The following is a 15781-nucleotide window of genomic DNA, read 5'->3' as shown; positions in this document are numbered from 1 at the left end:
GATTTCAATGCTCGTCGATCGGGGGACTGGACGGATGGGCCGGTATCTCGAACGCGCCGAGGTGGAATTCCTCCGGCGCGTCGGGGGATGACGGCAGGTTGACCAGCGTGAAAGACGCTTCGGGGAATTGCTGCCAGATCGCGAGGTCTTCGGCCGTGATGGTGAGCCAGCCATATCTGAACATGTAACGTCCGGGCTCGGTGACGCGTCCAGCCCTTTGCCATGTGACTTTGTTGACCACCGGTTGCCCCCTCGGTGCCGAATTTTGAAAAACGCATCACCATGATCCGCCGGCCTGGACCGGCGGATCGCATCCACGTGGCGTCTATCCGGTCACGATCGAAGCGGCCGGACGTGCTTCCGTCACCTTCGGTGCGCGCTCGCCACCGGTCTGAACCACCGGCAATTGCAGCACGGTTGCGCGCTGGCCTTCGCAAAGCTGCGTCACCAGCACATGGCTTCCATCAGGAAATTCGATCGCGTCATGATGACGGTCGGCGACTTCGGGTTCGATCTGATTGAATTTGCCGACCCGCCAGTCGGTGGTTCGCGTCCAGATCCAGCGGTTGTCGTATTTGACGTCCTCGGCGAACGCCAGTTCGGTGCCGGGAAGCATGCAGACCGCCACTGCTGGCTCGCGTTCCGACGCAAAGCCGCGGGTCGATGTACCGCGGAACGTCGTGGTGATCAGCGTCTCGCCGACCTGGGCAGGCCGGGTAGCCACAGCATGCAGGCTATAGTCACACATCGGATGGCTCCCTCATTTGAGATAGCTGACCCGTGTCTTCAAGGAGGCACAGGCCCCTATCAGAGTGGACATGGCGCAGAGCCTTTTCTTTTTTCTGGGCAATTCTGCGACTGGCGCGCTGCGCCACATTCACAAACGCGCTAACGTGCCTTGGTTCCAATCGTTCAACAAAAAACCCCGGCGAAGGGCCGGGGTTCTTTTCCGTCATGTCCTCGGACGGCACACCGGTCAGTATTTGCGGTAAAGGCCGATCAGCTTGCCCTGAATCCGGACCCGGTTCGGCGGCAGGATGCGGACTTCATAGGCGGCGTTGGCGGGCTCCAGCGCGATCGAGGCGCCGCGGCGGCGGAAGCGTTTTAGCGTAGCTTCCTCCTCGTCGATCAGCGCCACCACGATGTCGCCGGTGTCGGCGGTCTCGTTGCGCTGGATCAGCGCCATGTCGCCGTCGAGGATGCCGGCCTCGACCATGGAATCGCCGCGTACTTCGAGCGCGTAGTGCTCGCCGGAGCCGAGCATGTCGGGCGGCACGCTGATGGTGTGGCTGCGAGTCTGCAGCGCCTCGATCGGCGTACCGGCGGCGATCCGGCCCATCACGGGCACCGCGACCGGGCGATTGCCGTCATCCTCGGCGGCGGGCAGGCTCACCGTGCGCTTGCCGAGCGTGCCTTCAATGACGCTCGGCGTGAAGCCACGGCGGCCGTTGCCGGCAGCCGCCAACTCCGGCAGCTTGATGACTTCAATAGCGCGGGCGCGGTTGGGCAGCCGGCGGATAAAGCCGCGCTCCTCCAGCGCCGTAATGAGGCGGTGGATTCCGGATTTCGAGCGCAGGTCGAGCGCGTCCTTCATCTCGTCGAAGGAGGGCGGTACGCCAGCCTCTTTCAGCCGTTCATTGATGAAACGCAGAAGTTCGTACTGTTTGCGCGTAAGCATCGCGAGCAATCCCCCGGTTGGCGTCGTCGTTTCGAATCTTCAGCGCTCGGATGGCGGGAGTCCCCAAACTCCCAGGCAGAGACACCAGCAGTCGAAACAAATCATGAACGGACACTATATGTTCGATATGTGTTCCGCAACCACTTAATTTCAGGTGAACGCGTCAGGGTTTCTGTCCAAGACGCGTCTTGAGGCGTCATTCCGGCAGCCGCAGCAGCTCGCAAGGCGCCCCCTTGGCGGCCGCCGGCGCGAACGGCGGACGTATCACTAATGCCTGTGCCGCAGCGAGATTCCCCAATAGCGACGAGTCCTGATGGTTCACCGGCACGGCGACCAGCGTGCCGTCTTCGCGCGCTTCGAGGCGTGCGCGCAGATAGTCCTCGCGCTGGTCGTTGGCGGCGAGGTCGCGGCCGAGCAGGGCGCTTTCTCTGACGTGATGAACGTGGTCGCGGCCCGACAATGCGCGAATCAGCGGCACCAGAAACAGGAAGCCGCAGACATAGGAGGAGACGGGATTGCCGGGCAGGCCGATCACCCGCATCGCGCCGAGCCGCCCGTGCATCATCGGCTTGCCCGGCCGCATGGCGATCCGCCAGAACGCCATGGCGACGCCCTCGGCCTCCAGCGAGCGCTTGACGAGGTCGTGGTCCCCGACCGAGGCGCCGCCCATGGTGATCAGGATGTCTGCGTCAGCCTCGCGGGCGCGGCGGATGCCTTGCGTGGTCGCGGCGACAGTGTCGGCGGCGATGCCGAGATCGATGACGTCGGCCCCCTCGGCCCGCGCCAGCGCCCGCAGGCCATAGCCGTTGGAATAGACGATCTGGCCAGGACCGGGGCTTGCCCCCGGCATCACCAGCTCGTCGCCGGTCGCGAGCACAGCGACCTTCGGGCGGCGGTGCACCGCTAGCTCCGGATAGTTCATGCCGGCGGCGAGCGACAGGTCGCGGTCGCCGAGACGGCGCCCGCGTTTGAGCAGGACGTCACCCTCGCGGAAGTCGACGCCGGCGGCACGGATGTGCCGTCCCCGAACGGCGGCTTCCGAGATGGTGATATGATCGCCGTCGGCTGCCGTGTCTTCCTGGATGATGACGGCGTCGGCGCCGTCGGGGATCACGCCACCGGTGAAGATCCGTACCGCCTCGCCCTGGCCGACCTTGCGCTCGAACGGCCGGCCGGCGGCGACCTCGCCGATCACCTTCAGCCGCGCGCTGGCGTCGGCGGCATCGGCCGCACGCACCGCATAGCCGTCCATTGCCGACATCGCCAGCGGCGGCTGCGTCCGCCGCGCGGCGACGTCGCGCGCGAGGATGCGATGATGGGCGGCATCGAGGGCCACCATTTCTTCGGGCAGCGCTTCAGCGCCGGCAAGGATCGCAGCAAGCGCATCGGCGACAGGCATCAAGGCCACGGGCAGACCTCCGTCAAATTCCAGCGCTAGATTCCAAGCGCAGTCAGTGCCCTAGCCACGTCATCCGTCGATGTCACGTGGATGGCAGAAAGGCCGCGCGCCCGCGCACCTTCGATATTGGCGGCCGAGTCGTCGAAGAACAGAATCCGCGACGCCGGCACGCCGATCGCCTTTATCACGTGATCATAGGCCTCCGCGTCGGGTTTGCGCAAACCGATGCTGGAGGACAGGAAGATCTCGCGGAAATGGCCGAGCACGCCGGCATAGGCCTGCGAAAAATGCGCGACATGAGCCGGATTGGTGTTGGAAAATGCATAAAGCGGCAGGCGCTTGGCCGCGCCGGCCAACAGCGGTGCGATGCCCGGCATCTCGCCGGTGAAGATCGCGTTCCAGCCTTCGAGGAACTGGGCGTCTGTAATGCCGATGCCGAGCGATTGCCGCAGGTTCGCAAAGAACGCGGCGTCGTCGATCCGGCCGGTCTCGTGATGCTTGAAACTGTCGTTGACGACAAAGCGGCTGGTAAGGTCTGCAGGCGCGCAGCCCGCATGCCCCGCCCAGCAGGTCATTACCTGATCAAAGCTGATATCGAGCACGACACGGCCGAGGTCGAACAGCAAGGCGTCGACGGAATGGGGCGCTGGCGGCAAATTCATGGCAGTCGTTTACAAAACTGGACCGGCCTCGGCAACGGCCACGGCGATTTGCGTCCAAGCGTAATCCGGCGCTTAAGCCGCTGCGCGAGCTGTGCTAAGCGTGGGGTCAAACAGGGAGTGGTGGCATGAAAATCCTGGGTAGAATTTTGGGCGCTGCGGCTGCGATCGCGTTGCTCGCCGGACCGGCTGCGGCCCAAAAAGGCCCCGCCAGATATGGCGAGGAGGACAAGCCCAAGACGGGGGCGGAGATCGCGGCCGAGAAGGACGCCGAGCGGGCCTACAAGCGGTCGCTCGGCAATATCCCGGAACAACAGAAGGGCAGCGATCCCTGGGGAACGATGCGCGGCGACAACAGCGCACCAAAGGCCGACAAGGCGGCAGCGAAACCGAAGGCCAAATCCGCCGATACCAAAACCGGCACCAGCGCAAAGTAGAAGACACATCCCGGCGCCGTGCCGGGACAATGATGTCCGCGAGGCAGGCAGGCATGACGGAAACGCTGCTGTTTTCCCCGATAACGATCCGCGGCGTCAGCTTAAAGAACCGCATCGTGGTGCCGCCGATGCATCAATATTCGGCCGAGAAGGGCTTTCCGACCGACTGGCATCTGATGAATGCCGGCAAGTTTGCCGCCGGCGGGGCCGGTCTCGTCGTCGTGGAATCGACCAAGGTCGAGCGGCGCGGCTGCGGCACCGTCGGCGATCTCGGCATCTGGGACGACAAGTTCGTCGCGCCGCTCGGCCGCCTCGTCCAATTCATCAAGCAGCAGAACGCAGTCGCCGGCATTCAGCTCGGCCATTCCGGCCGCAAGGCGCGCGCGAGCCGGCCGTGGGCGGGCGACCGCCCGCTGCAGCGGACGCCCGATATCGAGGATTGGGACGCGTGGCAGCCGGTGGCGCCGAGCGCGATCGCCCACAGCGAGAAATGGCCGGTGCCGCGCGCGCTCGAAACCGGCGAGGTGAAGGACCTGGTGCAGGCCTGGGGGCAGGCGGCGCGCCGCGCGCATGCGGCGGGCTTCGACGTGCTGGAGCTGCACGGCGCCCACGGCTACCTCGTGCATGAGTTCCTGTCGGAGCGATCCAACCAGCGTACGGACGAATATGGCGGCTCGGAAGCGGGCCGCATGCGCTTCCTGATCGAGGTGACGGAGGCCGTGCGCGCGCACTGGCCGGACCACAAGCCGCTGTTCGTCCGCCTGTCGGTCGAGGACAATGCCGGCTGGGGGCCGGAACAGAGCGCGCGGCTGGCACAGATCCTGAAGACCAAGGGCGTCGACGTCATCGACTGCTCCTCCGGCGGCATCTCTGAGACGGCGCCGATCCTGGGCAAGGAAATCAAATACAGCTACCAGGTGCCGCTATCGGAATACGTCCGGCGCCATGCCGAGATCATGACCATGGCGGTTGGCCTCATTATCCATGGTGACCAGGCCGAGCAGATCCTGCGCGATGGCCAGGCCGATCTGATCGCGGTCGGGCGGGAAATCCTCAACAATCCCAACTGGCCGATGGACGCCGCGCTCAAACTCGGCGTCGAGGGCCCGTTCCGCAACGTTCCCCCGCAATTCGGCTATTGGCTGGGCACCCGCGCCAAGCGCGGTTTTGGAACCAGGCCCTCCACCTGGCAAACCGGCCTGTGGGAGGCCGATCAAGCGGCCTCGAATTCGTAGCGATCTCAAATCCGTAAGCCCGCCGGAACGCAAACGACACACCTGTAAACGACCGTATTGCGCCGGGCCGGCGTGCCTTGATCCGACCAAAAAGCCATTGTGAGTTGGCGGGGCCGGGACAGGGGCGCCGATTCACATGGGATGGTGGGCGTCCGTAGAGATAAAGGGACGCCCCACGATGCGCAGGAATCTTGCCTTTCTTCTCGGCACCGTGACGGGCGTGTGTCTGACCGTTCTCGTGGTCGGACCGCAGGGGACAAATCTGGTAGCGGCGGCAAAGGCCGCGGCCCGTTCCGACACCTATAACCAGCTCAATCTGTTCGGCAACGTGTTCGAGCGGATCAAGACCAGCTACGTCGAGAAGCCTGACGATTCCAAGCTGATGGAAGGCGCCATCAACGGCATGATCTCCGCGCTCGATCCTCATTCGCGATACATGAATGAGAAAGGCTGGAGCGACATGCAGGAGACCACGCATGGCGAGTTCGGCGGGCTCGGCATCGAGGTCACGATGGAAGAGGGCCTCGTCAAGGTGGTGACGCCGATCGACGAGACGCCCGCGGCGAAAGCCGGCATGCTGTCGGGCGACGTGATCACCCAGATCGACGACGAGCAGATTCAGGGCATGACGCTCGAACAGGCGGTCGCCCGGATGAAGGGCCCCGCCAACAGCAAGATCCGGCTCAAGGTCGTGCGCAAGGGTTCCGCCGCGCCGATCGATGTCGCCATCGTGCGCGAGATCATCCGGGTGCGGCCGGTCCGCCACAAGACCGACGGCGGCGATATCGGCTACATCAGGATCACCCGATTCAACGAGCAGACCACCGACGGCCTGAAGAAGGCGATCGCCAGCATCTCCAAGGAAATTCCGCCGGAAAAACTCGCTGGCTATGTCGTCGACCTCCGCAATAATCCCGGCGGGTTGCTCGACCAGGCCGTTTCGGTGTCGAGCGCCTTCATGAACCGGGGCGAGGTGGTCTCGACCCGCGGCCGCACCTCGGAGGAAACCCAGCGCTTTACCGCGCGCGGCGGCGACATCACCAAGGGCAAGCCGCTGGTCGTGCTGATCAATGGCGGCTCGGCTTCCGCCTCCGAGATCGTGGCCGGCGCGCTGCGCGACCACAAGCGCGCCACGCTGGTCGGCACGCGCACCTTCGGCAAGGGCTCGGTGCAGACCATCATCCCGCTCGGATCAGGCAATGGCGCGCTCGCACTGACCACGGCGCGCTACTTCACGCCGTCCGGCCGCTCGATCCAGGCCCAGGGCATCGCGCCCGACATCGAGGTCCTGCAGGACGTGCCGGATGAACTCAAGGGCCGCACCGATCTGAAAGGCGAAGCGTCGATGCGCGGCCATCTCGCCGCCGACGGCGCCGAGCAGGCCGGCTCGCAGGCCTACGTCCCGCCGAACGAAAAGGACGACAAGGCGCTGAACGCCGCCTTCAACCTTTTGCGCGGCGGCAGCGTGAACGCGAACGCGGTGACCGCCGCGAAGCGCGCGGTGCCGAACTAGCTTTAATCTCGGCCCCGTCACTGCGAGAAGCTCGCAACAAATTGCAGAGCAATTTTGCGCTGAAGCGACGAAGCAATCCGTCTCTCCACCAGCGGAGAGAGAGATGGATTGGTTCACGGAGCCTGTCATCGGGCGGCGCTTCGCGCCGACCCGTTGGCTCGCACTGACGTTTTTTGCGGCGTGCGGCGGTCGCGGAAACGGCATCGTCAAGGCGCAAGCAGCAATTCAACACGACCACTTTTTTGAAACCTCGTCTCCATCCAATCGTACCTCGCGGCAAACCAGGCGCGTTGAATGGAGTGGTCATGTCGAAAAAGTGGACCTTGCTGGCCCTGATTTTTTCCCTTTGTCCAAGCGGAGCCCTGCAGGCCAATCCGCCGGATTCGCCCGATATCGTCTATATCGACGGGCTGCCGTGCAATCGCGGGTGCCAGTCCTATATGGCCTGGTCCGATCGGGCCTTGTCCGCCCGGCAGCACGGGGGACGCGAGACTGATGTCGTCGTTCCGGTTGAGGCGGACCCGGTCGGACCGGACCACGCCAGTTCCGCGCGCGTGACAAGGCAGGCCGCGCCGGCATCACGCTCCGCGCCGCGCAGTCACATGGCGGCATCGAAGGCCAGGCCGACGAATGCCAAAAAGGCAGCTCCCAGTCTCGCCGCGACCGGCAAGATTATTCCATCGGCTACGCCGCCCGTGGCCCGCGAAAAGGCCGTCGCCGGCGGTCAGACGCCGGAGCGCAAAGTGGAAATCCCTCAGAAGCCGGCGCCCAGCCAGGCAGCCGCCATCGCCGCGTCACAGCCCGCGGAGGCTCCCAAGTCCGAGGTGAAGTCTGAAGTGAAGCCCGAGGCCGAGTCTGAAGCGAAGTCTGAGGCGAAGTCTGAAGCCAAGACCGAGGCCAAGTCGGAGGCCAAATCCGAGGTCACCCTGCCGCCGCCGGCCACGCTCGAACTCGCCGCGGCTCCCCCTGCGCCAAAGACCGCCGCAACGCTTGCTGCAGCCGCCAGTGCTCCCGCGACACGAACCCTGCAGCAGCAGCTGGTGGAAGCGACAGGCATGGCCGACCTCGTCACGGCCATCGGAACGGGCCGGGAAGCGGCCAGCAATTTGGACAATCCGGAAATAGAGCCGGTCCAAGACACCGCAAAGACGACATCCGCATCGCCGGACGAGCCGGACAATCTGGTCGCGCTTGTCCTCGCACGTCCGGAGATCGGTTCATTGTCCGACCTCAACAACAAGAACATCGCAATCGAGGAGAAGCAATCCGCGTCCAGCGGCCGTGTCAGCGCCGCGTTCATGGCGGCGGGCGCCGCCGAAGTCCAGTTCAGCGAGGGAACGCGAGGCGCGATCGACCGCCTGATCAGCGGCGAAGTCCCGGCCGCGGTCCTGACACTGGCTTCGCGCGAAGCAGCCGAGGGGTTTCCCGATATCGAAGGCTTCAGGACGTTTCGGGTGCCGCTCGCGCAGAAGGCGCGGCTCTAGCAAGTTACTTGCTCTTGATAAGAAAGCCCGCCGACAAGCGCGCGCCGGCGGGGTAGGAAAGGTCGAATCGCAAGGCGTACTACAAAATTGGCGAGGTAGTGAGTTCGTTTGCCGATCTGGAAAGCCGTTGACTGATCGCATAAGGATGCTTCCTTCATTGCTCCCGCCGCTTGGTGGACCATTCCGGGAAATGCGGCGATTCCGGAGGGAGGTTCTGTTGGATTTCGAACTCGCATACCGTCGGTTGGGTGCTGCGACACAGCTTCAGTCGCTGCAGGTTGGGCAGGCAGTCGCTCGTGAGTTTGGGGATTCGCTTTTGACCGCCGAATTCGTTTCGGAAGAGCACGTGGACTTCATCTGTCGCGTGCTCTCCTGTCGTGACAAGGCGACCAGGCTTGGATGAGCTGATCTTGGCACTTTATATTGATCGAGAGAAACTGTCGGAAAGTCAGCTGGAACGTTTCTTCGGTTGCTTGGCAAACCGCTTCGGTCATTTGGCCGACGAAAATTTGGCATTCGCGATAGGCGACTTCATTGCGCGCGTTGCCTCACCAGAACGCGCCTTGGAGTTGCTGCTTGACATGACGGCCAACGCCACATCGCTCCAGGCTCTCGCGGGCATCTCTCTTGGTTTGGATATCCTTCGAAAACATCCCACTGAGATGTCGCACAATGCCATTGAGTCGGCCGTTAAGACGGCGGAAGAGCGATCTGCGGAACTGAAGAACGAAGCTAATTCGGTCTATGGTTACGGTGACACTGCATTCAATTCTCGTCGGTTCGATACGGGCACCAGCGTCGTTTAAAACGCGACAGGGCCTGGACTAGTGGACGGTCGGAGGCTTTTGCCGTGCGCGATTGTGCGATTTTCCGCAGCAACTTCAAGGTGATTTGCCCCGTCCAGCCCCGCACGCAAAAATAATCCACTTCTCGCCCGCCCCAAATCACCACTACAAATCCGGCCATCCCGTTCCGAGAGAGGGGCGTTGGCCATCGTCACTGACGTTGGGACGGGTTGCGGTGGACGCGGCAGCGTCGGCGCGAAAGGTGTTTGCAGGGCGGTTTCCGTGAGCGAACACATCGCGCAGATGAACGGCGCTTAAACGCCTCCGTCAGAATTTCGGCCGGCGCGCACTGTCTGGTCGAAGTCTTTGGCAGGGGAAGCTGCGTACGGCAAAACCGTGTGGTCCTGGCGCCCGTGGCTGGTGTCAAGCCGTCGGAGGTTTTCGAAGCCCGACCGGGTTTTCGGTAAACCGTCAATTCGCCGGCGATGGAGGCAAGAGGAATTCGTCTCCAGGGAGAGCGCGGCATAAGCCGTAAACCCACTGCGCAGGGAATGCCGGGATGCTCCGGCTGTACCTGTATGCTCGTGTGCGCATTTCCTTAAGTGCATTTGCACACGGGACCGCGGGTGCAGCAAAGCATCCGGCATTCCCTGCGCCCTCTCACTTCTGGGGCGAAACGATACAGTGCAACTCGGGCAAATCATGCTGCGAGAATGCGAACATGTGTCTCCACGTCATTGCAAGCCAACGGGTCGCGCACGCGCGCCCGATGACAGGCTCCGCGAAGCAATCCATTGTCACCCCGCGTGCGGCACGATGGATTGCTTCTTCGCTCGCAATGACGGTGGCAGGCAGTGTCGAAACGCTACGCTGTGCGCGCAACCGGCTTGCGCTTGCGAGCCCGGCTCGTCGACGCCTCGTGAGGCCGCTCCCGATCCGCCAGCAACAGCGGCCTCAACTCCGCCGCCGGCTTCGGCGGGCTGAACAAATAGCCCTGAATTTCCGAGCAGCCGAGTTCGCGCAGCAATTCGCGCTGCGCTTCGGTCTCGACGCCTTCGGCTGTTGTCGTCATGTGGCGATCGGCGGCGATGTTCACCACCGCCTGAACGATGGAGATCGAACCTTCCAGCTCGGCAATGTCGGTGATGAAGCAGCGGTCGATCTTGATCTTGTCGAACGGAAAACGCTGCAGATAGCTCAGCGAGGAATAGCCGGTCCCGAAATCGTCGAGCGCGATGCGGACCCCGATGGCGCGGAGGTCGTGGAGGACGGCGAGCGCCGCTTCGTCGTCCCTGATAAGGACCGCCTCGGTGATCTCGAGCTCCAGCCGGTCGGCGGCGAGGCCCGATGCAGCCAGCGCCGCCATCACCTTCAGCGCCAGCGTGCCGCTCTTGAATTGAATCGGCGAGACGTTGACCGCAAGCCTGACGTTGTCGGGCCAGCTCACTGCTTCCTTGCAAGCGGTGGTCAGCACCCATTCGCCGAGCTGGTTGATCAGGCCGGTGTCCTCGGCGAGCGGCACGAACTCGGCGGGCGAAATCATGCCGCGTTGCGGATGGCGCCAGCGCACCAGCGCCTCGCAGCCGGTGACCGCGTTGGTCTGCAGACCGAGGCAGGGCTGGTAATAGACCTCGAAGCCGCCGTCGACCAGCGCCTTTCGCAGGTCCATTTCCAGGCTGCGGCGGGCGCGGACCTCGGCTTCCATGCCCGGTTCGAAGAAGCGATAGGTGCGGCGGCCGGCGGCCTTGGCGGCGTACATCGCCAGATCCGCATTCTTCAGGATCTGGTCGATATCGGAGCCGTCCTGCGGCGCCAGCGCAATACCGATGCTGGCGTCGGTGGTCACCTGATGGCCGAGGCATTGATAGGGTGCGCGGATCGCCTCGAAGATGCGGCTGACGAGCTTCATCACGTCGTCGGTGTCCTCGATCCCGGTCTGCACAATGGCGAACTCGTCGCCGCCGAGCCGGGCGACAAAATCGGATTTCCGCACGCAAGCAGCGAGGCTGGCAGCGACCGACTTCAGGAGCTCGTCGCCGATCATATGGCCGAGCGAATCGTTGACGCTCTTGAATTCGTCTATGTCGATATAGAGCACCGCCAACGGCCGGTTCGGCGCGGCAAAGGACAGTTCGCGCTTGAGCCGTTCGTGAAACAGCGTGCGGTTCGGCAGCTCGGTCAGCGCGTCGTAATGGGCGAGGTGGGTGATGCGTTCCTCGGCGCGCCGCCGTTCGGTGATGTCTTCATGCGTCGCCAGCCATCCGCCGTCCGCAACCGGCTCGTTGACGACCTGGATCGAACGCCCGTCGGGCGTCGAGATCACCATGGCGTTACGGTTTGCGACGTCGCGCAGCACCACCTCGACGTAATGATCGATGTCGCCGACGAACGATCCGGTGTCCTTGCGGTGGGCGATCACCTCGCGGAAGCTGCAGCCCGGCTTCACGATTTCTGCCGACAGGCCGTACATTTCGAGATATCGCTTGTTGCAGATGACGAGGTGCTGCTTCGAATCGAACAGCAGCAGACCTTGCGTCATGTTGTTGACGGCGGTGTCGAGACGCTGCTTTTCCAGCGTCAGCCGCTGCTTCGACGCGCGGTGCTGATGGTAAAGCTTGCGCACGACAAGGAACAGCAGGGCGGCGATCGCCAGCACGGACAATCCGGTGACCGTAATCAGGATGCCGATCTGCTCGCGCCAGTCGGCGAGCGCGGCCGACGTCGTGGTCGAAGCGACGATCACGATCGGGAAATTCGTCAGTGCACGGGATGAGATCAGCCGGTCCTCGCCGTCGATCGGGCTGGTAAGGCGCGAGGTGCTGCGGGGCAGCTCGAAGATCTGCCGCTGGGCGGCCGGACCGGTCTTCAAGTTCTGACCGATCATGTCAGCCACATGCGGGTAACGGGCGAGCAGCGTGCCGTCGCTGTGCAGCATGGTGATAGAGGCGCCCGGTCCGAGCGTAACGGTAGCGAAGAATCTTTCGAAGTTGACGGGTTCGATGCCTCGGCCGATGACGCCGAGAAATTCGCCGTTCGGTCCCATCACCTTGCGGGCGATCACCGTGGTCCAGGCGCCCGTGACGCGGCTGTAGACCGGCTCCATGAGCATATCCGGCGATTGCGGGCTGGACTTGAAGGTCCTGAAGAAGGCGCGGTCCGCCGAGTTGACCGATGGTGGCGGCCAGGCGACCGAGGCATTGATCAGATTGCCGTCGGCGTCGAAAACGTTGATGCCACCGACATAGGACACCGCCTCGATCTTGGATTTCAGCATCAGATGAATGTCGTGACCGGACATCCGCCGCTTGTAGTTCTCGGGCGTGGCGATCCCGCTGGAGCGCATGAAGGCGATCAGGTCTTTCTGGACGACCTGAAAATCTTCGAGCTGCTGGTCGAAATGGCGGGCCAGCAGCAGCACGGTGTTTTCCAGCTCGCGCTCGCTGTTACGCAGTGCGCGCTCGCGGAAATTCCCGGCCATGACGGTCGCGCCGATCGCAATGGTGGCGATCAGGAGCAAGCCGCCGAAGATCAGCCAGCGGATCGGGCCGCCGCGAAAGGCGGACGCGATCCTGAATCGTGTGGTGCCGGTTGAAGCCATGGAACACGATCGCTGCCGGGAATGAACAGCCGGAAGCGGCGTTCTCCCAATCCCGACCCATGACGTCGATATCGCGCCGAGATGGAATTGACGTTAGCAAGCCTGGTTAATGAAGGGTTAGCCGAGTGGCGAAGCGGCAATCCGGCAACCACAGGGAACCATCGCTCTGTGGTGGAACCGGGTGAGTCTGCTCGCGCAGAAGCGGTGGCCCGGAAATGGCCGATCCTCCGCTCGATGGCGAGATTTGCGGGGACGTTACATGCGTGTCGCGGACGTGCGCGTCCGCTTCTTCACAACGACGGCTTGAGTGCCGTCCGGCGCGACATATCTCTGGCTGAACCGCCGCGGGTCGGTATATGGATTGCCGGGACCCTTGTTCTGGCAATTGGCGTTCGGATAGTAGAACGCGCAATAGCCGGGTTCGCCCATGACCTGTTGTGCCATGGCAGGTGTCTTGGCGGGTGCCGTCATCACGGCCAACGCAGCCGCCGCGCCCACAAGCCTGTATCTCGACATCGGATTCCTCCTCGTGAAGGTCCCGAAGCGAACAACCCCGCCGGCTTGGAAGGCATTCCCCGCAGCGCCGGTCACACGCGCGTGACAAGGGTAAAACCGTCGCCCGGCTCAGCGCTCCGCGCGATAATGGCCGGACTTGCCGCCGATCTTCTCGACGAGATGGATGCCTTCGATGCGAACGCCCCGCTCGACCGCCTTGATCATGTCGTAGATCGTCAGACACGCGACCGACACCGCCGTCAGCGCTTCCATCTCCACCCCGGTCGGACCGGTGACCTTGACCGTGGCGCGGACGATGCAGCCGGGAAGTTTTTTGTCGGGCGTGATGTCGAGCGTCACCTTGGACAGCGCCAGCGGATGGCACAGCGGGATCAGTTCCGACGTGCGCTTGGCCGCCATGATGCCGGCGATGCGCGCCGTGCCCAGCACGTCGCCCTTCTTGGCATTGCCGGAAACAATCAGGTCAAGCGTCGCCTTGGCCATGACGACGCGCCCTTCGGCTACCGCCGTGCGCTCGGTTGCGGCCTTGTCCGAGACGTCGACCATCCGCGCTTCGCCCGACGCATCGATATGGGTGAGGGCGCCGCCTTTGGAAACCTTCCGCGCCATCTCTCAGCCGGTCCCGGTCGCACGCGGTGTGGTGACGCGCGTCAACAGCGCACGTGTCGCAGCGGTCACATCGGCCTGCCGCATCAGGCTTTCGCCGACCAGGAAGGTCGACATGCCGACGCGCTCGAGGCGGGCAAGATCGTCAGGCGTGAAGATGCCGCTCTCGCCGACCATCAGGCGGTCGGGCGGGATCAGCGGCGCCAGCGCCTCGCTGGTCGCCAGTGTGGTCTCGAAGGTGCGCAGGTTACGGTTGTTGACGCCGATCATCGGCGAGCGAAGTTTTAGCGCGCGATCAAGCTCAGCGTGGTCATGGATTTCGATCAGCACGTCCATGCCGAGCGCAATCGCCGCGTCCTCGATATCCTTGGCCGCGGCGTCGTCGAGCGCGGCCATGATGATCAGGATGCAGTCCGCGCCATGGGCGCGGGCTTCCACCACCTGGTAGGTGTCGAACAGGAAATCCTTGCGCAGCACCGGCAAGTTGGTCGCCGCGCGCGCCGCCACCATGAAATCGAGATGGCCCTGGAACGAGGGCGCATCCGTCAACACGGAGAGGCACGCCGCGCCACCGGCCTCGTAGGCTTTTGCCAGTACCGGCGGATCGAAATCGGCGCGAATGAGTCCCTTGGACGGCGAAGCCTTCTTCACTTCGGCAATCAGCGCATAGTCGCCGCGGGCGAGCTTGTCGCGGATTGCGCGCACAAAACCGCGCGGCGGCGGCGCGGTCCTGGCGCGGGCCTCGATCTCGGCAAGCGGATGCGCGCGCTTGGCCGCGGCAATCTCTTCGCGCTTGTAGGTCTCGATCTTGGTCAGGATATCGGACATCTCTTCCCGCCCCCCCGAATCAGCCGCGCGAGACTGCGACCAGGTGCTTCAGCCGCGCCGCTGCCGCACCACTGTCGATCGACTTGGCGCCGAGCGCCACGCCTTCTTTCAAATCCCTGGCGCGCCCGGCCACGATCAGCGCCGCCGCGGCGTTCAGCAGCGCGACGTCGCGATAGGGGCTGGGCTTGCCGTTGAGGACGCCTTGCAGCGCCTCGGCATTGGCGTCGGCGTCACCGCCCCTGAGCGCGTCGGTGTTGCAGCAGACGAGGCCGGCATCTTCCGGCTTGATCTCGAAGGTGGTGATCTTGCCGTTGTCGAGGCTCGCCACAAAGCTCGGGCCGGTGAGGGTAATCTCGTCGAGCCCGTCGGAGCCGTGCACGACCCAGACGGATTCGGAGCCGAGGTTTTTCAGCACCTGCGCCAGAGGCTGAACCCATTGCCGGGAGAATACGCCGACCATCTGCCGCTTGACGCCGGCCGGGTTGGAGAGCGGACCGAGCAGGTTGAAGATCGTGCGGGTGGCGAGTTCGACCCGGGTCGGGCCGACGTTCTTCATGGCCGGGTGGTGCGCGGGCGCGAACATGAAGCCGATGCCGGCCTCGGCCACGCAGCGGCCGACCTGATCGGGTGTGAGATCGATCTTGACGCCAAGCGAAGCCAGCACGTCGGCCGCGCCCGAGCGCGAGGACAGCGCGCGGTTGCCATGCTTGGCGACAGGCACGCCGACGCCTGCGACGATGAAGGAAGCGCAAGTCGAGACGTTGACCGAACCGGAGCCGTCGCCGCCGGTGCCGACCACGTCGACCGCGTCGTCGGGCGCCTTGACCCGCAACATCTTGCCACGCATCGCCGACACCGCGCCGGTGATCTCGTCGACGGTTTCGCCGCGGACCCTGAGCGCCATCAGCAGCCCGCCCATCTGCGAGGGCGTCGCCTCGCCGGACATCATGGCGTCGAAGGCGGACGCCGCTTCGTCACGCGACAGCGTGGCGCCGGTGGCGACTTTTCCGATGATAGATTTGAGATCGTCCATCGCTTGGCTT

The 15781-nt window shown here is 64.1% G+C and carries 16 protein-coding genes; 6 read left to right on the top strand and 10 right to left on the bottom strand.

What is annotated here, in order from left to right; genetic code table 11:
- Positions 1 to 4: 4 nt before the first annotated feature.
- The 5 genes from ACH79_RS33985 to ACH79_RS33965 form a co-directional block, all read right to left on the bottom strand.
- On the bottom strand, positions 5 to 241 hold the full coding sequence (locus ACH79_RS33985; RefSeq protein ID WP_161854853.1) for a hypothetical protein: 237 nt from the start codon (positions 239 to 241) through the stop codon (positions 5 to 7).
- An 84-nt stretch (positions 242 to 325) separates the two neighbouring features.
- A complete protein-coding gene (locus tag ACH79_RS33980) occupies positions 326 to 748 on the bottom strand; it encodes a hypothetical protein (protein WP_057838114.1) in 423 nt (140 codons plus the stop codon).
- A 228-nt stretch (positions 749 to 976) separates the two neighbouring features.
- The gene (gene lexA / locus ACH79_RS33975; RefSeq protein WP_161854852.1) at positions 977 to 1678 is read right to left on the bottom strand and encodes a transcriptional repressor LexA; all 702 of its coding nucleotides are present in this window, start codon (positions 1676 to 1678) and stop codon (positions 977 to 979) included.
- Positions 1679 to 1874: 196 nt separating this feature from the next.
- Positions 1875 to 3086, bottom strand: a complete 1212-nt coding sequence (glp, locus tag ACH79_RS33970) for a gephyrin-like molybdotransferase Glp (RefSeq protein ID WP_161854851.1) — start codon at positions 3084 to 3086, stop codon at positions 1875 to 1877.
- A 26-nt stretch (positions 3087 to 3112) separates the two neighbouring features.
- A complete protein-coding gene (locus ACH79_RS33965) occupies positions 3113 to 3739 on the bottom strand; it encodes an HAD family phosphatase (protein ID WP_161854850.1) in 627 nt (208 codons plus the stop codon).
- Positions 3740 to 3864: 125 nt separating this feature from the next.
- Here ACH79_RS33965 and ACH79_RS33960 point away from each other — a divergent pair, with 125 nt between their 5' ends.
- The 6 genes from ACH79_RS33960 to ACH79_RS33935 all read left to right on the top strand — a co-directional run bounded on the left by ACH79_RS33960 (position 3865) and on the right by ACH79_RS33935 (position 9211).
- Positions 3865 to 4173 (top strand): hypothetical protein, encoded by a 309-nt coding sequence (locus tag ACH79_RS33960; protein WP_161854849.1) that lies wholly within the window; start codon positions 3865 to 3867, stop codon positions 4171 to 4173.
- A 53-nt stretch (positions 4174 to 4226) separates the two neighbouring features.
- Positions 4227 to 5408 carry an NADH:flavin oxidoreductase/NADH oxidase gene (locus ACH79_RS33955; RefSeq protein ID WP_161854848.1) on the top strand — a complete coding sequence of 394 codons (1182 nt, stop codon included), beginning with the start codon at positions 4227 to 4229 and terminating at the stop codon, positions 5406 to 5408.
- A 178-nt stretch (positions 5409 to 5586) separates the two neighbouring features.
- Positions 5587 to 6921 carry a S41 family peptidase gene (locus tag ACH79_RS33950; protein ID WP_161854847.1) on the top strand — a complete coding sequence of 445 codons (1335 nt, stop codon included), beginning with the start codon at positions 5587 to 5589 and terminating at the stop codon, positions 6919 to 6921.
- 305 nt (positions 6922 to 7226) lie between these two features.
- Positions 7227 to 8405 (top strand): hypothetical protein, encoded by a 1179-nt coding sequence (locus tag ACH79_RS44420; protein ID WP_246738238.1) that lies wholly within the window; start codon positions 7227 to 7229, stop codon positions 8403 to 8405.
- Positions 8406 to 8622: 217 nt separating this feature from the next.
- Positions 8623 to 8808, top strand: coding sequence for a hypothetical protein (locus tag ACH79_RS33940; RefSeq protein ID WP_161854846.1), 186 nt, complete (start codon positions 8623 to 8625; stop codon positions 8806 to 8808).
- A complete protein-coding gene (locus ACH79_RS33935; protein WP_161854845.1) occupies positions 8801 to 9211 on the top strand; it encodes a hypothetical protein in 411 nt (136 codons plus the stop codon). The genes ACH79_RS33940 and ACH79_RS33935 overlap by 8 nt, the downstream gene beginning before the upstream one ends.
- An 844-nt stretch (positions 9212 to 10055) precedes the next feature.
- Here the strand turns inward: ACH79_RS33935 and ACH79_RS33930 are convergent.
- From ACH79_RS33930 to trpD, 5 genes are all read right to left on the bottom strand, one after another.
- Positions 10056 to 12788 (bottom strand): EAL domain-containing protein, encoded by a 2733-nt coding sequence (locus ACH79_RS33930; protein ID WP_161854844.1) that lies wholly within the window; start codon positions 12786 to 12788, stop codon positions 10056 to 10058.
- Positions 12789 to 13043: 255 nt separating this feature from the next.
- Positions 13044 to 13304 (bottom strand): hypothetical protein, encoded by a 261-nt coding sequence (locus tag ACH79_RS33925; protein WP_161854843.1) that lies wholly within the window; start codon positions 13302 to 13304, stop codon positions 13044 to 13046.
- A 108-nt stretch (positions 13305 to 13412) separates the two neighbouring features.
- Positions 13413 to 13913 (bottom strand): cyclic pyranopterin monophosphate synthase MoaC, encoded by a 501-nt coding sequence (moaC, locus tag ACH79_RS33920; RefSeq protein ID WP_161854842.1) that lies wholly within the window; start codon positions 13911 to 13913, stop codon positions 13413 to 13415.
- Between the two features lie 3 nt (positions 13914 to 13916).
- On the bottom strand, positions 13917 to 14738 hold the full coding sequence (gene trpC / locus ACH79_RS33915; protein WP_161854841.1) for an indole-3-glycerol phosphate synthase TrpC: 822 nt from the start codon (positions 14736 to 14738) through the stop codon (positions 13917 to 13919).
- Between the two features lie 19 nt (positions 14739 to 14757).
- Positions 14758 to 15771, bottom strand: coding sequence for an anthranilate phosphoribosyltransferase (gene trpD / locus ACH79_RS33910; protein ID WP_161854840.1), 1014 nt, complete (start codon positions 15769 to 15771; stop codon positions 14758 to 14760).
- Positions 15772 to 15781: the final 10 nt, after the last annotated feature.

The organism is Bradyrhizobium sp. CCBAU 051011, from assembly GCF_009930815.1.
In the GTDB taxonomy this organism is placed as follows: Bacteria; Pseudomonadota; Alphaproteobacteria; order Rhizobiales; family Xanthobacteraceae; genus Bradyrhizobium.
This window is presented reverse-complemented; position numbering and strand designations above follow the sequence as displayed.

Coding starts and splice junctions, on each gene's coding strand:
- trpC (WP_161854841.1), bottom strand. CDS start 14,738: ATGTCCGATATCCTGACCAAGATCGAGACCTACAAGCGCGAAGAGATT.
- ACH79_RS33960 (WP_161854849.1), top strand. CDS start 3,865: ATGAAAATCCTGGGTAGAATTTTGGGCGCTGCGGCTGCGATCGCGTTG.
- lexA (WP_161854852.1), bottom strand. CDS start 1,678: ATGCTTACGCGCAAACAGTACGAACTTCTGCGTTTCATCAATGAACGG.
- ACH79_RS33930 (WP_161854844.1), bottom strand. CDS start 12,788: ATGGCTTCAACCGGCACCACACGATTCAGGATCGCGTCCGCCTTTCGC.
- ACH79_RS33925 (WP_161854843.1), bottom strand. CDS start 13,304: ATGTCGAGATACAGGCTTGTGGGCGCGGCGGCTGCGTTGGCCGTGATG.
- ACH79_RS33950 (WP_161854847.1), top strand. CDS start 5,587: ATGCGCAGGAATCTTGCCTTTCTTCTCGGCACCGTGACGGGCGTGTGT.
- moaC (WP_161854842.1), bottom strand. CDS start 13,913: ATGGCGCGGAAGGTTTCCAAAGGCGGCGCCCTCACCCATATCGATGCG.
- ACH79_RS33955 (WP_161854848.1), top strand. CDS start 4,227: ATGACGGAAACGCTGCTGTTTTCCCCGATAACGATCCGCGGCGTCAGC.
- ACH79_RS33980 (WP_057838114.1), bottom strand. CDS start 748: ATGTGTGACTATAGCCTGCATGCTGTGGCTACCCGGCCTGCCCAGGTC.
- ACH79_RS33965 (WP_161854850.1), bottom strand. CDS start 3,739: ATGAATTTGCCGCCAGCGCCCCATTCCGTCGACGCCTTGCTGTTCGAC.
- trpD (WP_161854840.1), bottom strand. CDS start 15,771: ATGGACGATCTCAAATCTATCATCGGAAAAGTCGCCACCGGCGCCACG.
- ACH79_RS44420 (WP_246738238.1), top strand. CDS start 7,227: ATGTCGAAAAAGTGGACCTTGCTGGCCCTGATTTTTTCCCTTTGTCCA.